Annotated in this window: 18 protein-coding genes; 9 read left to right on the top strand and 9 right to left on the bottom strand. The window is 71.8% G+C overall.

Annotated features, from left to right (window positions below; genetic code table 11):
• Position 1: 1 nt before the first annotated feature.
• The 3 genes from yvcK to uvrC are packed head-to-tail and all read right to left on the bottom strand — an operon-like array spanning position 2 to position 3,989.
• Entirely contained in the window at positions 2-1,003 is a 1,002-nt protein-coding gene (gene yvcK, locus OGL89_RS09855) for a uridine diphosphate-N-acetylglucosamine-binding protein YvcK (RefSeq protein ID WP_263119887.1), read from the bottom strand.
• Positions 1,000-1,944: an RNase adapter RapZ gene (gene rapZ, locus OGL89_RS09850; RefSeq protein ID WP_263119886.1), complete on the bottom strand. Its 945-nt coding sequence runs from the start codon at positions 1,942-1,944 to the stop codon at positions 1,000-1,002. The genes yvcK and rapZ overlap by 4 nt, the downstream gene beginning before the upstream one ends.
• 23 nt (positions 1,945-1,967) lie before the next feature.
• Complete coding sequence (uvrC, locus tag OGL89_RS09845) at positions 1,968-3,989, bottom strand: excinuclease ABC subunit UvrC (RefSeq protein WP_263119885.1); 2,022 nt, start codon at positions 3,987-3,989, stop codon at positions 1,968-1,970.
• Positions 3,990-4,066: 77 nt separating this feature from the next.
• Here uvrC and OGL89_RS09840 point away from each other — a divergent pair, with 77 nt between their 5' ends.
• Positions 4,067-4,555: an OsmC family protein gene (locus OGL89_RS09840; protein ID WP_263119884.1), complete on the top strand. Its 489-nt coding sequence runs from the start codon at positions 4,067-4,069 to the stop codon at positions 4,553-4,555.
• A gap of 63 nt (positions 4,556-4,618) precedes the next feature.
• On the opposite strand, the gene uvrA is transcribed toward OGL89_RS09840, so the two are convergent.
• A complete protein-coding gene (gene uvrA, locus OGL89_RS09835) occupies positions 4,619-7,480 on the bottom strand; it encodes an excinuclease ABC subunit UvrA (RefSeq protein ID WP_263119883.1) in 2,862 nt (953 codons plus the stop codon).
• Between the two features lie 82 nt (positions 7,481-7,562).
• Between uvrA and OGL89_RS09830 the strand changes: the two genes are divergently transcribed.
• From OGL89_RS09830 to OGL89_RS09815, 4 genes are all read left to right on the top strand, one after another.
• A complete protein-coding gene (locus OGL89_RS09830) occupies positions 7,563-9,377 on the top strand; it encodes a glycoside hydrolase family 15 protein (RefSeq protein ID WP_263119882.1) in 1,815 nt (604 codons plus the stop codon).
• Entirely contained in the window at positions 9,374-10,015 is a 642-nt protein-coding gene (locus OGL89_RS09825; protein WP_263119881.1) for an MBL fold metallo-hydrolase, read from the top strand. The genes OGL89_RS09830 and OGL89_RS09825 overlap by 4 nt, the downstream gene beginning before the upstream one ends.
• 114 nt (positions 10,016-10,129) lie before the next feature.
• Entirely contained in the window at positions 10,130-11,332 is a 1,203-nt protein-coding gene (locus OGL89_RS09820; RefSeq protein WP_263119880.1) for a DUF4190 domain-containing protein, read from the top strand.
• 89 nt (positions 11,333-11,421) lie between these two features.
• Positions 11,422-12,237, top strand: coding sequence for a DUF4190 domain-containing protein (locus OGL89_RS09815; protein WP_263119879.1), 816 nt, complete (start codon positions 11,422-11,424; stop codon positions 12,235-12,237).
• On the opposite strand, the gene OGL89_RS09810 is transcribed toward OGL89_RS09815, so the two are convergent.
• Positions 12,234-13,373, bottom strand: coding sequence for an acyl-CoA dehydrogenase family protein (locus OGL89_RS09810; protein WP_263119878.1), 1,140 nt, complete (start codon positions 13,371-13,373; stop codon positions 12,234-12,236). The two genes, OGL89_RS09815 and OGL89_RS09810, sit on opposite strands and share 4 nt — an antisense overlap.
• A gap of 35 nt (positions 13,374-13,408) precedes the next feature.
• Here OGL89_RS09810 and OGL89_RS09805 point away from each other — a divergent pair, with 35 nt between their 5' ends.
• Positions 13,409-13,696, top strand: a complete 288-nt coding sequence (locus OGL89_RS09805) for a YciI family protein (RefSeq protein WP_263119877.1) — start codon at positions 13,409-13,411, stop codon at positions 13,694-13,696.
• On the opposite strand, the gene OGL89_RS09800 is transcribed toward OGL89_RS09805, so the two are convergent.
• From OGL89_RS09800 to uvrB, 4 genes are all read right to left on the bottom strand, one after another.
• Complete coding sequence (locus OGL89_RS09800) at positions 13,693-14,703, bottom strand: TerC/Alx family metal homeostasis membrane protein (RefSeq protein WP_263119876.1); 1,011 nt, start codon at positions 14,701-14,703, stop codon at positions 13,693-13,695. The two genes, OGL89_RS09805 and OGL89_RS09800, sit on opposite strands and share 4 nt — an antisense overlap.
• A gap of 9 nt (positions 14,704-14,712) precedes the next feature.
• Positions 14,713-15,756, bottom strand: coding sequence for a TerC family protein (locus OGL89_RS09795; protein ID WP_263119875.1), 1,044 nt, complete (start codon positions 15,754-15,756; stop codon positions 14,713-14,715).
• 189 nt (positions 15,757-15,945) lie between these two features.
• Positions 15,946-16,389, bottom strand: a complete 444-nt coding sequence (locus tag OGL89_RS09790) for a VOC family protein (RefSeq protein ID WP_263119872.1) — start codon at positions 16,387-16,389, stop codon at positions 15,946-15,948.
• Between the two features lie 13 nt (positions 16,390-16,402).
• Complete coding sequence (gene uvrB / locus OGL89_RS09785; RefSeq protein WP_263119870.1) at positions 16,403-18,505, bottom strand: excinuclease ABC subunit UvrB; 2,103 nt, start codon at positions 18,503-18,505, stop codon at positions 16,403-16,405.
• A gap of 161 nt (positions 18,506-18,666) precedes the next feature.
• On the opposite strand from uvrB, the gene OGL89_RS09780 reads away from it, so the two are divergent.
• From OGL89_RS09780 to OGL89_RS09770, 3 genes are all read left to right on the top strand, one after another.
• Entirely contained in the window at positions 18,667-18,948 is a 282-nt protein-coding gene (locus tag OGL89_RS09780; protein ID WP_263119868.1) for a hypothetical protein, read from the top strand.
• Entirely contained in the window at positions 18,945-20,135 is a 1,191-nt protein-coding gene (locus tag OGL89_RS09775) for a putative T7SS-secreted protein (protein ID WP_263119866.1), read from the top strand. The genes OGL89_RS09780 and OGL89_RS09775 overlap by 4 nt, the downstream gene beginning before the upstream one ends.
• Before the next feature lie 3 nt (positions 20,136-20,138).
• On the top strand, positions 20,139-20,447 hold a 309-nt coding region (locus OGL89_RS09770), incomplete at its 3' end, for a hypothetical protein (protein ID WP_263119864.1).

Below are 20,447 nucleotides of genomic sequence, written 5' to 3'. Positions count from 1 at the left end.
GTCATCTTGCCATTCCCCGGCTGGTGCCCGGGCCCGATTGAGTGGTCCGGGAGCTCCGCGCACCGACGTCACCCAGGTAGTCCTGGACCACGTCGCTGATCGCCGCGGCCAGCCGCAGGGCGTCGTGCGTGGGGGTGCCGTCCCCGCGCCGCACCTGCCGCAGCAGCAGGCGCCCGCCGAGGCCCTCGGTGCGCGCGGCCAGCTCGTCCACGTCCTCCACGGCGCCGGGATCGGCGATCACGGCGTCCAGCCGGAGGCCGGGTGCGTGGTCCCGCAGCGCGTCCAGGTGCTCGCACGGACCCATCCCGGCGGTCTCGGACTCCGGGGACAGGTTCAGCACCACGATCCGGCGGGCGGTCGTGGTGAGCAGGGCGTCGGCGAGCTCGGGCACCAGCAGGTGCGGGATCACGGAGGTGTACCAGGAGCCCGGACCGAGGACCACCCAGTCCGCCTCCCGGACGGCGGCGACCGCTTCCGGCAGGGCGGGCGGGCGCTCGGGGGTGAGCCGGACCTGCGCGATCCGGTCGGTGGTGACCGCGACCCTGGACTGGCCACGGACCTGGCCCGTGCTGCCGTCGGGGTGCAGCACGTCGGCCTCGATCGCGAGCGGGACCGCCGCCATCGGCAGCACCCGGCCCTTGGCGTCCAGCAGGCGGCCGACCCAGTCCAGACCGTCCACGGTGTCGCCGAGCAGCTCCCAGAGCGCCACGATCAGCAGGTTCCCGACCGCGTGCTGGTCCAGGTCCCCGGCGGAGGTGAACCGGTGCTGGAGCACGTCGCGCCAGGTGCGTCCCCAGTCGGAGTCCTCGCACAGCGCCGCCAGGGCCATCCGCAGGTCGCCGGGCGGCAGCACGTCCAGCTCGTCCCGCAGCCGCCCCGAGGAGCCGCCGTCGTCGGCCACGGTGACCACCGCGGTGATCCGGTCGGTGAGCCGGCGCAGGGCCGACAGCGTGGCGCTCAGCCCGTGGCCGCCGCCGAGCGCGACGAAGGCCGGGGGCGTCATTCCTTCCCCAGGTCCCGGGCGGCGACGGTGACGCGCTGGCCCCGCTCACGCAGACGCTCCGCGATCGCCTCGCTGATCGCGACCGAGCGATGCTTGCCGCCGGTGCAGCCGACCGCGATGGTCACGTAGCGCTTCTCCTCCTCCAGGTACCCGGCGAGCACCGGCTCCAGGGCGTCGACGTAGCGGTCGACGAAGGTCCGTGCGCCGGGCAGGCCGAGCACGTAGTCGCGCACCGGGGCGTCCCGGCCGGACATGTGCCGCAGCTCGGTGATCCAGTACGGGTTGGCGAGGAACCGGACGTCGACCACGTGGTCCGCGTCCAGCGGGATGCCGTACTTGAAGCCGAAGGAGGTGACGTTGATCCGCAGCTCCTCCTCCTCGGAGCCGGCGACCGCCTCCCGGACCAGGCGGCCCAGCTCGTGCACGTTGGTCTCGGAGGAGTCGATCAGCAGGTCCGCGCGCTCCCGGATGTCCTGCAGCAGATCGCGCTCGGCGGAGATGCCGTCCGTGATCCGGCCGTCGCCCTGCAGCGGGTGCGGCCGCCGGACCTGCTCGTACCGGCGGACCAGGACCTCGTCCGAGGCCTCCAGGAACAGGATCTTGTAGTCGACGCCGGACTCGCGGAGCTGGGCGAGCACCTGCAGCAGGTCCGGGAAGAACTCCCGGCCGCGGACGTCCACGATCGCCGCGAGCCGCAGATCCCCGGAGGGAGGTGCGCCGTGGGTCAGCATGCCGACCAGGTGGGTGAGCATCTGGGCGGGCAGGTTGTCGACGACGTACCAGCCCAGGTCCTCCAGCACCGCACCGGCCCGGGTGCGACCGGCGCCGGACATGCCGGTGATGATGATCAGGTGGGGCTCGGTGACACGGGGGGCCGTGGTCGCCGCCTCGATCGCGGGGATGCCGTGCGGGACCGTGATCGGCGAGATCTCGTCGCTCATGGGTCCAGCATGCCAGTCGTCGGTCATGACGCGGCAGGCGGGGCGGACACCGGCGCTGTCGCCGGACCGGCCAGCGCGGTGACCACCGCGTCCGCGGTCTTCGGGCCCATCCCCGGGACCGCCGCGATCTCCTCCGCGGTGGCGGCCCGCAGGCGCTTGACCGAGCCGAAGTGCTGCAGCAGGGCGGCCGCACGCGACGGACCCAGGCCGGGCACGTCGTCCAGCACCGAGGCCGTCATGCCCTTGGAGCGCTTGCGCCGGTGCGCGGTGATCGCGAACCGGTGCGCCTCGTCCCGCAGTCGCTGCAGCAGGTAGAGCCCCTCCGAGGACCGCTGCAGGATCACCGGGTAGTCGTCGTCGGCGACCCAGACCTCCTCCAGCCGCTTGGCCAGGCCGCACAGCGCGACGTCGGTGATCCCGAGCTCGTCCAGCGCCTTGCGGGCGGCGGCGACCTGCGGCGGGCCGCCGTCGACCACCACCAGGTTCGGCGGGTAGGCGAACCGCTGGGGCTTGCCGGTGGTCGGGTCGACCGGCCCGCTGCGCACCTCGCCCAGGTCCGCGTCGGCCAGCGCCTCGGCGGTCTGGTCCTCCCCCAGGCCCAGTTCCAGGTCACCGGCCTTCTCCCGCTCGGCCAAATACCGGCGGAACCGGCGGGTGATCACCTCGTGCATCGCCTCGGTGTCGTCCCGCGCGCCGTCGCCCTCCGAGCCACGGATGGTGAACTGCCGGTACTCGCTCTTGCGGGCCAGACCGTCCTCGAACACCACCATCGACGCCACCTGGTAGGTGCCCTGGTTGTGCGAGACGTCGTAGCACTCGATCCGCAGCGGCGCCGTCTCCAGGCCCAGTGCCTCCTGGATCTCCTGCAACGCCTGGGACCGGGTGGTGAGGTCGCCGGCCCGGCGGGTGCGATGCAGGGCGAGCGCGTGCTCGGCGTTCTTGCGCACCGTCTCGGCCAGCTCGTGCTTGTCGCCGCGCTGCGGGATCCGGACCTGGACCCGCGAGCCGCGCAGGCCGGTGAGCCAGGCCTGCACCTCCTCCAGGTCGGCGGGCAGCACGGGCACCAGGACCTCGCGCGGCACGGCGGCGGAGCCCTCCCCCGTGCTCTCCACCTCCCCGTACACCTGCTGGAGCAGCCGCTCGATCATCTCCGCGTCGGTGACGTCCTCGACCTTCTCCACCACCCAGCCGCGCTGCCCGCGGATCCGGCCGTCGCGGACGTGGAACACCTGGACCGCGGCCTCCAGCTCGTCGCCGACCAGCGCGAAGATGTCCGCGTCCGTGCCGTCGGACAGCACCACCGCGTTCTTCTCGGTCGCCCGCTGCAGCGCGGCGATGTCGTCCCGGAGCCGGGCGGCGCGCTCGTAGTCCAGGTCGGCGGCGGCCTCCTTCATCCGGGCGGTCAGCCGCCGGGTGAACTTCGCGGTGTCACCGGCCATGAAGTCGGCGAACTCCTCGGCCAGCAGGTGGTGGTCGTCCTGGCTGATCCGGCCGACGCACGGGGCGGAGCACTTGTCGATGTAGCCGAGCAGGCAGGGCCTGCCCTGCTGGTGGGCCCGCTTGAACACCCCGGCCGAGCAGGTGCGGACCGGGAACACCCGCAGCAGCAGGTCGACCGTCTCCCGGATCGCCCAGGCGTGGGCGTAGGGACCGAAGTAGCGGGTGCCGGGTCGCTTGGCGCCGCGCATCACCTGCACCCGGGGGAACTTCTCCGCCAGGGTGACCGCGAGGTACGGGTAGGACTTGTCGTCCCGGTACTTCACGTTGAACCGCGGGTCGTACTCCTTGATCCAGGAGTACTCCAGGGCCAGCGACTCGACCTCGGTGCCCACCACCGTCCACTGCACGGACGCCGCGGTGGTCACCATCGCCTGGGTGCGGGGATGCAGTCCGGCGACGTCCTGGAAGTAGGAGTTCAGGCGCTGGCGCAGGCTCTTGGCCTTGCCGACGTAGATCACCCGGCCGTGCTCGTCCCGGAACCGGTAGACCCCGGGCTGATCCGGGATCTCCCCGGGCGCGGGACGGTAGGTCGCGGGATCAGCCATGACGTCGAGGGTAGTCAGCGCGACCGACAACGACGCGCCCGCACGCGGTGGCGTTCGCCACCCTCTACCGTGTCGGCATGGGCCTGCTGCACAGCTATGACGTCGACGTGGTCTGGACCGGTGCCGGGTCGGAGGGCACCACCGGATACACCAGCTACTCCCGGGACCACGACGTCCTGGTGGCGGGCAAGCCGGCGCTGGCCGGGTCCGCGGACGCCGCCTTCCGGGGCGATCCCGCCCGGCACACGCCGGAGGACCTGCTGGTCGCCTCGCTGTCCCAGTGCCACATGCTCTGGTTCCTGCACCTGGCCGGGGCGGACGGGTTCGTGGTCGTGGACTACCGGGACCGGGCGACCGGCACCATGCGGGTCGAGGCGGCCGGGCACGGTGCCTTCACCGAGGTCGTGCTCCGCCCCCGGGTGACCCTGCGCGGTGACGTCGTCCCGGGTGCCGACCTGGACGCCCGGCTGGCCGAGGTGCACGAGCGGGCGCACGAGCACTGCTTCATCGCGCGGTCGGTGAACTTCCCGGTCGTGGTCGAGCCGGCCGCCGCGACCCGGGAGTGACCCGCGCACACCCCCACGTGACGAACGGCCCGCCGGATGATCCGGCGGGCCGTTCGTCGTCGGTCAGGCGCTGACCGCCTCCTGCGTCTGCTCCAGCACCTCGGCGAGGAACCGGCCGGTGTGGCTGGCCTCCACCGTCGCCAGGTGCTCCGGCGTGCCCTGGCCCACGACCACGCCGCCGCCGGACCCGCCCTCCGGGCCCATGTCGATCAGCCAGTCGGCGTTCTTGATCACGTCCAGGTTGTGCTCGATCACGATCACGCTGTTGCCCTTGTCGACCAGGGACTGCAGCACCGCGAGCAGCTTGCGGATGTCCTCGAAGTGCAGACCGGTGGTCGGCTCGTCCAGCACGTAGACCGTCCGGCCGGTGGACCGGCGCTGCAGCTCGGTGGCCAGCTTGACCCGCTGGGCCTCACCGCCGGAGAGCGTGGTGGCGGGCTGGCCCAGCCGGACGTAGCCCAGGCCGACGTCGACCAGGGTCTTCAGGTGCCGGCTGATCGCGGGCACCGCGGCGAAGAACTCCGCGGCCTCCTCGATCGGCATGTCGAGCACGTCCGCGACGGTCTTGCCCTTGAAGTGCACCTCCAGCGTCTCCCGGTTGTACCGGGCGCCGTGGCAGACCTCGCACGGGACGTAGACGTCGGGCAGGAAGTTCATCTCGATCTTCAGCGTGCCGTCGCCGGAGCAGGCCTCGCAGCGACCGCCCTTGACGTTGAAGGAGAACCGCCCGGCGGTGTAGCCGCGGACCTTGGCCTCGGTGGTCTCGGCGAACAGCTTGCGCACCCGGTCCCACACCCCGGTGTAGGTCGCCGGGTTGGACCGCGGGGTGCGGCCGATCGGCGCCTGGTCGACGTGCACGACCTTGTCCAGCTGGTCCAGGCCGGTGACCCGCTTGTGCCGTCCCGCGACCCGGCGGGCGTGGTTCAGCTCGTTGGCCATCACGGTGTAGAGGATCGAGTTCACCAGGGTGGACTTGCCGGAGCCGGAGACCCCGGTCACCGCGGTGAACACGCCCAGCGGGAAGCTGACGTCGATGTTGCGGAGGTTGTTCTCCTTGGCGCCGAGCACCTTGACCTGCCGCTTGGTGTCGATCTTGCGCCGCTTGGCGGGCATCGGGATCGATCGCCGACCGGACAGGTACGCACCGGTGACGGACTCCGGCGCCGCGAGCAGCCCGGCGTAGTCACCGGAGTGGATCACCCGGCCACCGTGCTCCCCCGCCCCCGGGCCGACGTCGACGATCCAGTCGGCGGCGCGGATGGTGTCCTCGTCGTGCTCGACCACGATCAGGGTGTTGCCCAGGTCGCGCAGCCGGGTCAGGGTGTCGATCAGCCGCCGGTTGTCCCGCTGGTGCAGGCCGATGGACGGCTCGTCCAGCACGTAGAGCACGCCGACCAGACCGGAGCCGATCTGGGTGGCCAGCCGGATCCGCTGGGCCTCACCGCCGGAGAGGGTGCCCGCCGGCCGGGACAGGCTCAGGTAGTCCAGTCCGACGTCGAGCAGGAAGCCGAGCCGGGCGTCGATCTCCTTCATCACCTGCGCGGCGATCTGCGCCTCGCGCACCCCGAGCTGGAGCGCGGTGAGGAAGGCACGGGCCTCGCCGACCGGCAGGTTCGTCACGTCGGCGATCGACTTGCCGCCGACCTTGACCGCGAGCACCTCGGGCTTGAGCCGGGCACCCGCGCACACCGGGCAGGGCACCTCCCGCATGTACGCCTCGTACTTCTCCTTCGACCACTCGGAGTCGGTCTCCTCGTGGCGGCGGTGCAGGAAGGTGATCACCCCCTCGAACCCGGTGGAGTACTGGCGCTCCCGGCCCCAGCGGTTGCGGTACTTGACGTGCACCTCGTGGTCCTTGCCGTGCAGCACGGCGTCCTTGGCCCGCTGCGGGAGCGCGCGCCACGGCTGGTCCATCGAGAAGCCCAGGTCGTCGGCCAGCGCGCCGAGCACCCGCTGGAAGTAGTCGGCCGATCCGAGGGTCCACGGCGCGACCGCGCCCTCCGCCAGCGACAGGTCCTCGTCCGGGATCACCAGGTCGGGGTCCACCTCCAGGCGGGACCCGATGCCGGTGCACTCCGGGCAGGCGCCGTAGGGCGCGTTGAAGGAGAAGGTCCGCGGCTCGATCTCGTCCAGGGACAGCGGGTGGTCGTTCGGGCATGCGCGCTTCTCCGAGAACCGGCGGAACCGCTCCGGGTCGTCCGCCTCGGCGTCGACCAGCTCGATCACCAGGAGCCCGTCGGCCAGGCCGAGCGCGGTCTCCACCGAGTCGGTGAGCCGGCGCTGCACGCCCTCGCGGGACACCAGCCGGTCGACGACCACCTCGATGTCGTGCTTGAGCTTCTTCTCCAGGGTGGGCGGCGCGGACAGCTGCGCGACCTCGCCGTCGACCCGGACCCGGGCGAAGCCCTTGGCCTGGAGCTCGGTGAACAGGTCGGCGTACTCGCCCTTGCGACCACGGACCACCGGCGCCAGCACCTGGTAGCGGGTGCCCTCGGGCAGCTCCAGCAGCCGGTCGACGATCTGCTGCGGGGTCTGCGCGGTGACCCGCTCGCCGCAGACCGGGCAGTGCTGGGTCCCGGCACGGGCGAACAGCAGGCGGAGGTAGTCGTAGACCTCGGTGATGGTGCCCACCGTCGACCGCGGGTTCCGGTTGGTGGACTTCTGGTCGATCGACACCGCCGGGGACAGCCCCTCGATGAAGTCGACGTCCGGCTTGTCCATCTGGCCCAGGAACTGCCGGGCGTAGGCGGACAACGACTCGACGTACCGGCGCTGCCCCTCCGCGAAGATGGTGTCGAAGGCCAGCGACGACTTCCCGGACCCGGACAGACCGGTGAAGACCACCAGCTTGTCGCGCGGGAGGTCCAGGTCGACGTTACGCAGGTTGTGCTCGCGGGCCCCCTGGACCACCAGTCGATCATTCACGCCGAGCATCGTAAGGCGAGCCACCGACACTCGCACACCCGTTCGAACGGTGTGACGGATCACGTGCGGGCACTATGGCGGGATGAGCCCGGACCTGGACCCCACCCCGATCGGCGACTACGCGGTGCTCGGCGACGGCCGGACCGCCGCCCTGCTGTCCCGGGCCGGGTCGATCGACTGGTGGTGCCCGCCGCGGTTCGACGCCGCCGCCTGCTTCGCCGCCCTGCTCGGCGGCCCGGAGCACGGCCGGTGGCTGATCAGCGCCCCGGACGCCACCGAGCGCACCCGGCGCTGGCACGGCGACTCGTTCGTGCTGGAGACGACCGTCCGCACCCCCACCGGGACCGCGGTCCTCACCGACGCGCTCCCCACCCGGGAGCGGGGATCGGAGATCGTCCGCCGGATCCGGGTGGTCGAGGGCACGGTGCGGTTCCGTCACGAGTGGGTGGTGCGGTTCGGCTACGGCGCCGTGCAGCCCTGGGTGCACCGGATCCACGACCGGCACGGCGGTGCGATCCAGGCGATCGCCGGACCGGACCGCCTGCTGCTGCGCGGCGACCGGCTGCCCCGCCCGGTCCGGGACGGCGACCGGCACGCGCACCAGGACGACCTGACCCTGACCGCCGGGCAGGAGCTGCACTGGTCGCTGGTGTGGACCCCGTCCTGGGAGCCGGTCCCCCGTCCGACCGACGGTGCCGCCGAGCTCGCCGAGGCCGCCAACGGCTGGGGCCGCTGGGCGCGTCGGAGCCACTACCGCGGGTCGTTCCGGGAGGAGGTGGTCCGCTCGCTGCTGGTCCTGCGGCTGCTCACCGACCGGGACACCGGCGGGATCGTCGCCGCGGCGACCACCTCCCTGCCCGAGGACCCGGGCGGGGTGCGGAACTGGGACTACCGGTTCTGCTGGCTCCGGGACGCCGCCATGACGCTGCAGGCGCTGCTGGAGCACGGCTACCGGGAGGAGGCGCAGGCCTGGCGGCAGTGGCTGCTGCGGGCGGTGGCGGGCGATCCGGCCGACCTGCAGATCGTCTACGGCATCGACGGACGCCGGGATCTCACCGAGCGCGAGCTCGACCACCTGCCGGGCTACGCCGGATCCACCCCGGTCCGGGTGGGCAACGCCGCGGTCGGCCAGGTGCAGAACGACGTGCTGGGCGAGGTGATGTGCGCTCTGGCGCTCGCCCGGGACGCCGGCATCGAGGAGAGCACCGACTCGTGGTCCCTGCAGTCGCACCTGGTCGAGGCGCTGATCGGCACCTGGGAGCAGCCGGACCGGGGCATCTGGGAGGTCCGCGGCGCGCCACGCCGGTTCACGCACTCGGCGGTGATGGCCTGGGCGGCGCTGGACCGCGCGGTGCGGGCGATCACCGAGGACGGGCTGCCCGGGCCGGTCGAGCGCTGGACGGCGGTGCGCGACCGGATCCGGGCCGAGGTGCTCGACTGGGGCTGGGACGCCGACCTCGGCAGCTTCGTGCAGTCCGCCGGGGCCCGGCACACCGACGCCGCCCTGCTCCAGCTGTCCCAGGTCGGCTTCCTGCCCGCCGACGATCCCCGGATGGTCGGCACGGTGGCAGCGGTCCGGGCCGAGCTGGAGATCGCCCCCGGGCTGCTGCTGCGCTACCGGACCGACCGCGCGGACGACGGCCTGCCCGGCACCGAGCACCCGTTCCTGGCCTGTTCGGGCTGGCTCGCGGACGCCCTGGCACGCCAGGGGGACGTCGACGCGGCCGAGCAGGTGCTGACCACCCTGACCGGACTCGCCACCGACCTCGGGCTGCTCGCGGAGGAGTACGACCCCGGCACCGGGCGGATGATCGGGAACGTGCCGCAGGCGTTGTCCCATCTCGCCTTCGTCCGAGCCGTCCACCAGCACGATCTCGCCACCGGAGACCGCCCATGATCGAGTCCCTGTCCGTCGGCCCGATGGACAACAACGCCTACCTGATCACCGACCCGGACACCGGTGCCCGGCTGCTGGTCGACGCGGCGGCGGAACCGGAGCGTCTGCTCGCCTGGCTGGGCGAGGGCGACCAGGGCGATCCGCCCCGGACCGACGGCCCCGGTGCGTTGGTGGGCGTGGTCACCACCCACCGGCACGCGGACCACCACGGCGGGCTGGCCGAGTTGCTCGCCGCCACCGGCGCCACGTCCTGGGCCGGGGCGGCGGACGCCGACGCGATCGCCGACGCCGCGGGGGTGCCGCTCCCCCGGCCGTTGCGGCACGGCGACCGGCTGCCGGTCGGCACGCTGAGCCTGGAGGTGATCGCCCTACGTGGTCACACCCCCGGATCGATCGCGCTGGCCTGGACCGGTCCGCACGAGGGCCCGGTGCACCTGATCACGGGCGACTCGCTGTTCCCCGGCGGTCCGGGCCGGACCGCCGGGCCGGACGACTTCCGCTCGCTGATGACCGACCTGGAGCAGCGGGTCTTCGACCGCTACGACGACGACACCGTGGTGCATCCCGGGCACGGTCTGCCGACCACCCTCGGCGCCGAGCGCCCGGCCCTGCCCGACTGGTGGGCCCGGGGCTGGTGAGCACGATCGGGTGATCGCCCTCCTCGTGGCGGGCGTTCGGATGGTCTCCGATTCGTGCGGTCTGCCATAGTGGCCGCGGTTCCACGTTCCGGCGCGCCCGAGGAGATCAACCCCATGTCCACTGACGACGGCAGCACCCGTCCCGACGGCTCGCCGCAGCCCGATCCGGAGAGCCCGCCGACCGCGCCGGGCCAGGACGCGACGTCCGAGCCGGACGCCGCGCCGACCGAGCAGACGTCCACCTCGCAGTGGAGCCGGCCGACCACGACCCCGGAGACGGCCGCGTACGGGACGCCCGGCTACGGACAGCAGCCCAGCGGCGACCAGACCGCCGCGTACGGCACGCCCGCCTACGGACAGCAGCCGGGCGGTGACCAGACCGCGGCCCACGGCACGCCCGCCTACGGACAGCAGCCCAGCGGGGACCAGACCGCCGCCTACGGGACGCCCGCCTACGGACAGCCGTCCTCCGGGGAGACCCCGAGTGCGCCGTCCTACGGATCCGGCACCGGGGACGCCCCCGCGCCCGGCTACAGCGCACCCGGCTACAGCGCGCCGGGCTACGGCACCCCGTCGAGCGGGTACGGCGCCCCGCAGCAGCCGGGATACTCCCAGCCCGGGTACGCGCAGCCCGGCTATGCGGCCCCCGGCGGCACCTACCCCGGGTACGCGCCCTACCCCGGCCCCCAGCCCTCGGCCGGGTGGGACGGTCCGTCGATCGCCGCGCTGGTGACCGCCATCTTCGGACTCGGCTTCGTCCCCGTGATCCTCGGCATCATCGGTCTGCGGCGGACCAAGAAGAACGGCACCCAGGGCAAGTGGATGGCGCTGGTCGGCGTGATCTACGGCGGCCTGCAGCTGCTGGTCTACGTCGCCCTGGCCATCGCGATCCCGCTGGCGATCAGCCACGAGAACGCCCAGGAGCGCGCCGAGCTGGACCGACTGCACGCGAGCTGCGCCGCCGGGGTGATGGACGACTGCGACAACCTCTACTACGAGTCCGACATCGACTCGGAGGAGGAGGCGTTCGCCGAGACCTGCGGCGGCATCACCACCGACTCCGGTGGTGTCTGCTACCTGCAGGACGAGGACTTCGGCACCGACGACAGCACGCAGGACGACAGCTCCAGCGACGACGCCCAGTCCTACGGCGACGACGCGACCCTGGACACGCTCTGGGACGCCTGCGAGGCGGGCGACCCCGACTCGTGCGACGACCTGTACTGGCAGGCGCCGCTCGGCTCGGAGTACGAGGAGTTCGGCGAGACCTGCGGCAACCGCACCACCACGTACGAGTACTGCGACGAGATCATGTGACACGGCTGACCGGAGGGGTCGGGTGACGCGGTCGCCCGGCCCCTCCGGCACACCGTAGAGTCGCCGAAGCCCCCGATCCGAGGAGACCGATGTCCGGCTACCCCGTCCCGGCGCCGAGCATGGCGTTCCCGCCGCCGGTGCGCCGCGCGCCGCGGGACGGGCGGGGCATCGCGGCCCTGGTCACCGGGCTGGTCGGGCTGGGGCCGGTCGCCGTCGCCCTGGGCGTCTCCGCGACCCGCCACCGGCGCCGGCTGCACGGGATGGGCTCCGGGATGGGCCTGACCGGCATCATCCTGGGCAGCCTGCAGACCGGCCTCTACCTGCTGATCGCCCTGATCCTGATCGGCACCACCGCCTCGGGCAACACCGACCGGGCCGCGCTGCGCGCCGAGTGCGCGACCGGGACGCTCGCCTCCTGCGACGACCTGTACTTCGCGTCCCCGGCGTACTCGGACGACGAGGCGTTCGGCGCCAGCTGCGCCGGCCGGCAGTCGGTGAACTCGAACGTGCTGTGCGAGGAGCTGGCCGGGAGCAACGTGATCCCGCTCGGCTACGGGGACGACCCGGCGCTGGACGCCCTGTGGGACGACTGCACGGCGGGCGACCTCACGTCCTGCGACGACCTCTACGCCCAGTCGCCGGGCAACAGCTCCTATCTGGACTTCGGCGCCAGCTGCGGCAACCGTGGCAACGACGCGCGCTGGTGCGTCAACGACCGGGGCGACGACCCGGCGATGGACGCCCTCTACGACGCCTGCGCCGCCGGTGACTGGGAGTCCTGCGACACCCTGTACGACGAGTCCCGGCCCGGCAGCGGCTACCAGACCTTCGCGGACACCTGCGGCGGCCGCACCGACGGCGGCGAGTGGTGCACGCTGGTCCCCGGCCTGGACCCGAACGTCTAGGCCGGTCCGAGCAGGGCGTTCGCCACGGTCGCGTGGGCGGACTCGTCGTCGGACGGGTGGAACAGACCGGCCAGCACGTCCCGGTACAGCCGCCCGAGCTCGTTCCCGGCGAAGTAGGTGCCGCCGCCGCTCACCCGGACCGCGCCGTCGACCACCGCGCGGGCGGTCTCGGTGGCACGGACCTTGAGGCCCACCACCTGCGCGAACCACAGCGGTCCGTGATCGACGCCCTGATCGACGTCCCGGGCCAGGGACCACACCTGGGGCTCGATGCCCTGCTGCAGGATCCCGGCGTCGGCGATCCGCCAGCGGATGTCCGGGTCGGTGGCCAGCGACGCGCCGTCCCGCTTCATCGAGGTGCGACGGCGGGCCGCGGCCACGGCCAGGTCGAGGCCGCGACGGCCGATCCCGGTGTAGACCGCCGCGAGCAGGATCTCGAACACCTGGAACAGCCGCAGGATGTACGGGTCGGCACTGGGACCGACCGGCAGCGTGCGCACCAGGCGGGAGGGATGTGCGGGGGCGCCGTCCAGCACGGTGGTGCAGCTCTGGGTCGCCCGCATGCCGAGCGTGTCCCAGTCGTCCCTGCTGGTCGTCCCGCCGTCCTCCCGGGCGACGACGCCGTGCACCAGCACCGGGTGCTCCGGGTCGGAGTCGTCCCGGCCGAAGGTCGCCAGCCGGGTCCACACCGGGGACAGCGAGGTGAAGATCTTGGTCCCGGTGAACCGGTAGCCGCCGTCGGGCTGACGCTCGGCGCGGGTGCGGGAGTCGAACATCACCAGGTCGTTGCCGCCCTCGGAGTTCCCGAACGCGAAGACCTCCCCCGCCGCGGCCTCCTCCAGCACGAAGCGCAGCGAGTCGTCGCCGGAGCGGTGCAGCAGCGCGGCGATGCCGGTGACCACCAGATGCATGTTGACCGAGAGCGCGGTCGCCGGGGCGGCCCCGGCGAGCCGGACCTGCTCCCGCGCGACCTCCTCCAGGGTGAGGTCGGCGCCGCCCAGCGCGGCCGGGACGAAGGCGGTGAGGTAACCGGCGGAGCGCAGGTCGGCCAGGTCGTCGTGCGGGAAGGTGTTCTCGCGGTCGTGCGTCGCGGCCCGCGCGGCGATGCCGTCCAGCAGCTGCTCGGTGAGGATCATGCCGCCCACCCTGCCACCGCGGGTATCGTGACGCCATGACGCTCTTCGCCGTGGAGTACAGCTACGACCAGCGCACGGACCTGCAGGACGAGGTCCGCCCGACGCACCGCGACTACCTGCGCGCTCTCGCCGACCGCGGCCTGCTGCACGGCTCCGGGCCGTACACCGACGGCGCGCCGGGCGCCCTGCTGGTGTTCGAGACCGCGGACCGCGCGGAGCTGGACCGGCTGCTGGCCGACGACCCGTTCGCGCGGGCCGGGGTGATCAGCGCGGTCGGCGTCCGGGAGTGGAAGCTCGTGATCGGCCCCTGGGCGCAGGCCTAGGAGTCGACCGCGGCCCGTCGCTCGTCGCGGCGGGCCGCCGCGACACTGGTCAACGCGGTCACGCCGAGGATGACCACGATCACCGCCAGCGACACCCAGGTCGGCGGCTCGGGCGCCCAGCCGACCGGCTCACCACCGTTGAGGAACGGCAACGAGTTCTCAGCCAGGGCCTGGAACACCAGCTTGACCCCGATGAACCCGAGCAGGACGCCCAGTCCGATGTTCAGGTACCGCAGCCTCGACAGCAGCCCGCCGAGCAGGAAGTACAGCTGCCGCAGGCCCATCAGGGCGAAGACGTTCGCCATCAGCACCAGGTACGGCTCCCGGGTGACCCCGAACACCGCGGGGATCGAGTCGAAGGCGAACAGCAGGTCGGTGGCGCCGATCGCGATCAGCACCAGCAGCATCGGGGTGACCACCCGGCGCCCGTCGACCCGGGCGGTCAGGCGCACGCCGTCGAACCGGTCGGAGGTCGGCAGGAAGCGTTGCACCATCCGGACCAGCGCCGGCGGGGTGTAGTCGCCCTCGCCGTCGGAGTCGGCGTCGTCCCCCACGCCCTCCCGGGCCACCTTGACCGCGGTCCAGATCAGGAACACGCCGAACAGGTAGAACACCCAGGAGAAGTGCGCGATCACGGTCGCGCCGAGCGCGATGAAGATCCCGCGGAACACCAGGGCCAGGATGATCCCCACCAGCAGCGCGGTCTGCTGGAACTGCCGTGGCACCGCGAACCGGGTCATGATCAGCAGGAACACGAACAGGTTGTCCACCGACAACGAGTACTCGGTCAGCCAGCCGGCGACGAACTCGCCCGCCGGTGCCGTGCCCCAGGTCAGGGCGACGACACCGGCGAACACCAGGGCCAACCCGATGTAGACCCCCAGGTAACGCAGGCACTCGGCGGTGCTCGGAACGTGCGGTCGTCGGCCGACCACCGCCACGTCCACGAACAGGATGGCCAGGGCCACGCCGATCGACACGCACCAGATCAGGGGGGAGACATCCATGCGGGTGGGTCAGCTCTCCTTGGCGATCGGGGTCGGGTCGTCGGCGACCGTCGGGGTCACCTCGGCCTGCTTGTCCCGGCGGGTCTTGATCAGCGAGGCGACGGTGGCCACCGTCAGGGTGCCGAGGATGACCAGCAGCGAGACCACGGTCGGGATCTCCGGCGCCCACTCGACGTGCTCGCCGCCGTTGATGAAGCTCAGCTCGTTGGTGTGCATGGCGTGCAGCACCAGCTTGACGCCGATGAAGCCCAGGATGAACGCCAGCCCCTGGGACAGGTAGACCAGGCGCTCCAGCAGGCCACCGAGCAGGAAGTACAGCTGGCGCAGGCCGAGCAGGGCGAAGGCGTTGGCGGTGAAGACGATGTACGGCTCCTGCGTGATGCCGTAGATCGCCGGGATCGAGTCCAGCGCGAAGATCACGTCGGTGGAGCCGATCGCGACCATCACCAGCAGCATCGGCGTGATGAACCGCTTGCCGTCGATCCGGGTGGTCAGCTTGTCCTCGTGGTACTCGTCCACGGTGGGCAGCACCCGCTTGAGCAGGCGGACGGTCAGGCCGTCCTTGCGCTCGCTCGCGTGGTCGACCTCGCCCGGCTCGTGCTTCTCCCGGGCCAGGTTGATGCCGGTGTACACCAGGTACGCGCCGAACAGGTAGAACACCCAGGACCACTGCTCGATCGCCGCGGCGCCGACCAGGATGAACACCGTGCGCAGCACCAGCGCGATGGCGACACCGACCAGCAGCACCTTCTGCTGGTAGATCCGTGGCACCGCGAACTTGGTCATGATGATGAGGAAGATGAACAGGTTGTCCACCGAGAGCGCCTTCTCGGTGACATACCCGGTGAAGTACTCGGTGCCGTGGCCCCAGCCCCACACCGCGCCCAGCCCGACGCCGAAGACCACGGCCAGGCCGATGTAGACCGCCGACCAGATCGCGGATTCGCGGAACGTCGGCGCGTGCGGGGTCCGCACGTGCGCGTAGAAGTCGAAGACGACGAGGCCGAGGACACCGGCCCCGGTGACCAGCCAGACCCACAGGTCAACTGACATGGATGTTTCCTCCGGTACAAGGGGTGGACGAGGTACCGGAGGTCTCTCCCTACCCAGACGGGCCGATGCCCCCGGGTCGGCGACAGAGGCGACCGTGATGACGGGGACACCGTGACGGGATACTCCCCTCCACAGCGGGGACAGCCTAGGTCATCGGTCCCGGATCCACGACATGACCTGCGACGTGTCTCACGTCACGCAGAACTCGTTGCCCTCGGGGTCGGCGAGCACCACCCAGGCGCCCTCGCGCTCGTCGTCGACCTCGTTCAGGACGGTGGCACCCGCGGCGACCAGGGTCTGCGCGTGCTCCCGGGCGGCCGCGAGCTTGGCCGGCCGGTCGGTCGTCGCGATGCCCCGGGTCGCGGAGAACCGCACGTCCAGGTGCACCCGGTTCTTCACGGTCTTGTCGTCGGGGACCTTCTGGAAGAAGATCCGCGGACCCCGGCCGTCCGGGTCGACGATCGCGTAGGCGGGGTCGCGGTCGTCGTCAGGGCCGAGGCCCCAGGCGTCCATCGCCTCGTCCCAGTCGCCGAACGGCGGCGGCGGGGGCTCCTCGGCGTAGCCCAGCGCGGTGATCCAGAACGCGCCGAGCGCGCGCGGGCCGTGGCAGTCGATCACGATCTGGACGTCCATCCGGGTCTCCGTCTCAGGCGGTGGCGGCGGTCATCTGGCGCAGTTCCTTCTTCAGTCCGGAGATCTCGTCCCGGAGCCGGGCGGCCAGCTCGAACTGCAGCTCGGCCGCGGCGGCGTGCATCTGGTCGGACAGCTCCTGGATCAGGTCACCCAGCTCCCCCGCCGCCGCACCGGCCAGCTTGGCCCGCTCGGACGTCGGGGCCTTGGACCCCAGCCCCGGCACCGGTGCCTTGCCGCGGGACGCCTGCCGCCCGGCGCCGCCCAGCAGCTCCGCGGTGTCGGCGTCCTCCCGGGCCAGCAGGTCGGTGATGTCACCGATCTTCTTGCGCAGCGGCTGCGGGTCGATCCCGTTCTCCCGGTTGTACGCCACCTGGATCTCCCGGCGGCGGTTGGTCTCCTCGATGGCGGTGGCCATCCCCTTGGTGATCTTGTCCGCGTACATGTGCACCTGGCCGGAGACGTTCCGGGCGGCGCGGCCGATGGTCTGGATCAGCGAGGTGTCGGACCGCAGGAAGCCCTCCTTGTCGGCGTCCAGGATCGCCACCAGCGAGACCTCGGGCAGGTCGAGCCCCTCGCGCAGCAGGTTGATGCCGACCAGGACGTCGTACTCGCCCATCCGCAGCTCGCGCAGCAGCTCCACCCGGCGCAGGGTGTCCACCTCGGAGTGCAGGTAGCGGACCCGGACGCCCTTCTCCAGGAAGTAGTCGGTGAGGTCCTCGGCCATCTTCTTGGTCAGGGTGGTGACCAGCACCCGCTCGTCCTTGTCGACCCGGGTGCGGATCTCCTCCAACAGGTCGTCGATCTGGCCCTGGGTGGGCTTGACCACGACCTCCGGGTCGACCAGCCCGGTCGGCCGGATGATCTGCTGCACCACGCCGTCGGACATCGACAGCTCGTAGTTGCCCGGCGTCGCGGACAGGTAGACGGTCTGGCCGATCCGATCGACGAACTCCTCCCAGCGCAGCGGCCGGTTGTCGGTCGCGGAGGGCAGCCGGAAGCCGTAGTCGACCAGGTTGCGCTTGCGGGACATGTCGCCCTCGTACATCGCACCGATCTGCGGCACCGTCACGTGGGACTCGTCGATCACCAGGAGGAAGTCCTCCGGGAAATAGTCGAGCAGGGTGTTCGGCGCGGTGCCGGCCGCCCGGCCGTCGATGTGCCGGGAGTAGTTCTCGATCCCGGAGCAGCTGCCGATCTGGCGCATCATCTCGATGTCGTAGGTGGTGCGCATCCGCAGCCGCTGGGCCTCCAGCAGCTTGTTCTGCCGCTCGAGCTCGGCGAGCCGGGCCTCCAGCTCCAGCTCGATCCCCGCGATGGCGCGTTCCATCCGCTCCGGCCCGGCGACGTAGTGGGTGGCCGGGAACACGTGCACCTGCTGCTCGTCGCGGACCACGTCCCCGGTCAGCGGGTGCAGGGTCTGGATCGCCTCGATCTCGTCGCCGAAGAACTCGATCCGGATCGCCAGCTCCTCGTACACCGGGATGATCTCCACCGTGTCGCCCCGGACCCGGAACGTGCCCCGGGTGAAGGCCACGTCGTTCCGGCTGTACTGCTGCATCACGAAGTCCCGGAGCAGCTGGTCGCGGTCCAGCACGTCCCCGACGCTCAGCGTGATCATCCGGTCGACGTACTCCTGCGGCGTGCCCAGACCGTAGATGCAGGACACCGACGCCACCACGACCACGTCGCGCCGGGTCAGCAGCGAGGAGGTGGCCGAGTGCCGGAGCCGCTCGACCTCGTCATTGATCGACGAGTCCTTCTCGATGTAGGTGTCCGTCTGCGCGATGTACGCCTCGGGCTGGTAGTAGTCGTAGTACGAGACGAAGTACTCGACCGCGTTGTTCGGCAGCAGCTCGCGGAACTCGGTGGCGAGCTGCGCCGCCAGGGTCTTGTTCGGCGCCATCACCAGCGTGGGGCGCTGCAGCTTCTCGATCAGCCAGGCGGTGGTCGCCGACTTCCCGGTGCCGGTGGCGCCGAGCAGGACGACGTCCTTCTCCCCCGCGGTGATCCGGTCGGACAGCTCCGCGATCGCGGTCGGCTGGTCACCGGAGGGCTGGAACTCGGAGACCACCTCGAAGGGGGCCACGGTGCGCTGGAGATCGGTGACGGGACGCATGGGGCGAGCCTACGTCCGGGGTCCGACACGCGCGGCCCACAGCTGAGCGCACGCCAGGACGATATGCCGGGATCTCGCATATTGTGCATTTATGGCGATTGTACGTCGACATTGTCGACACCCTATTCTCCGATCGACGGTGCGATCAGAACGGGGAAATCATGTCCAGTCGTCTCGATGTCGATGTCGACGGGATCGCGGCACTCGCGCACACGATCCGCCTCGTCGAGTCCGACCTGGCCGCGGTGTCGCCGCTCGCTCCGGAGCCGATGGGGCACGATCGGCTCGACCGCGCGCTCGACCGCTTCCGGACCCGGTCCGGGACCGCCACCCGGAACGCGACCGCGGACGTCGCCGAGCTGGCACTGCGGACCGAGGCCACCGCGCGGGCCTATGCGGCGATCGACGCCCGGATGGCCGCGACGATCGGCCGACCACGGTGACCGGCGTCCTCAGCGCGCACGCCGAGCCGGCCGACCTGATCGAGGGTGACCCGCACGCGGCTCGGCGGTTCGCGGACGATCTGCGCAGCCGCGGCTACCGGGTCGAGGACCTGGGCATCTCCCTGTTCGGTGTGGACCGGTCCGTCTTCCGGTCCGGCGCCGCCGCCGAGCAGTTCCCCCGCAGCGTCCAGTCGATCGCCACCGCCCTCGCCGGGTCGGTGGCGAGCTACCACCGGGCAGCCTCCGCGCTCGACGACTACGCCGACGCCGTGGACATCGCGCGGCTGCGGGCCTCCACCGCGATCGACACCTGGGCGGCGGCCGATCGCCTCACCGCCGCCGTGCTCGCGGACCTCGCTCGCGACGCGGGCAGGTCCTCCGGCGCCGCCACGTCGCACAGGCCGGACGTCCTCTCCCGCGCGACCGGAACGGGAAGCCTGCAGCCGGCTCTGGACCCCGGGACCGCGTTGCGCGAGGAGGCGACCCTCCTGCTGGCCGCGGCCCGTCACCTGGTCGAGGAGGCCGGCGACGACGCGGCGACCGCCGTCGACCGGGCGGGCGAGGAGATCGACTCCGCGCCGAGCTTCTGGGACCAGGCCGGCGGCACCTGGTCCGATCTCTGGCACGGCGCGGCCGACCTGGGCGCCGACCTCGGCAACGGGATCATGTCCTTCGGCAACGCCCTGGTGCAGCACCCCGACCTGCTGGCCGAACTGGTCGGCGGTCTGATGCTCATGCAGGGCGGCATCGCGCTCGGCGGTGGCGGGCTGGCGCTCAGCGCCACCGGCGTCGGGGCTCTTGCCGGGGTGCCTGCCGAGGCCGCCGCGGCGGCCGCCGTCGCCGCCGGAGCGGCTCTGGCCGGACAAGCCACCGTGCGCGCCGGGATCGAGGCCGCCGGGGACGACCGGGTCCAGGTGTTCAACCGCGAGGGCGACAGCGGCGGCTACCGTAGCCCGGACGCCGCACCGGAGGACTACCCGCGGGCGGTCACCGGGTACACCAACCACAGCGTCGAACGCATGGTGCAACGTCGATCATGGCGGCAGCGGATCGAGGAGCTGGTGGACAACCCGCCCCGCGATCCCATCTGGCAACCAGAGCAGCAGACCTGGCGGTATAGGGGCAACGACGGCCTCACGGTGACCGTCAACGAGTTCGGTGAAGTCGTCACCGTCTTTGGAGGATGAAACATGGTTCTGTTCGACGCACTACCCCCGGATGACCTCGCCACCCTGTACGACGTGCTGTCGCGACGGGAACCCAAGATCCTCGGCATCATCAAGTCCGGCAAGGGCCTCACCGCCGCCGAACGCGAACGCGTCGACGGCGCGCTCATGGAGGAGTCGGTAGCGGTGATGACCCCCGATTTGGACGTCACCCCCGAGCACGACCGGATGCACGACCTCATGCGCGCCACCCGCGCACTCGTGCCCCTACGGTTCGATGAGTTGCCGCCTACCACCTGGCGCAAGGGCATGCCGCTGACCGGCGACCCGCTG

Source organism: Cellulomonas sp. RIT-PI-Y (genome assembly GCF_025642745.1).
Classification (GTDB): domain Bacteria; phylum Actinomycetota; class Actinomycetes; order Actinomycetales; family Cellulomonadaceae; genus Cellulomonas.
This window is presented reverse-complemented; position numbering and strand designations above follow the sequence as displayed.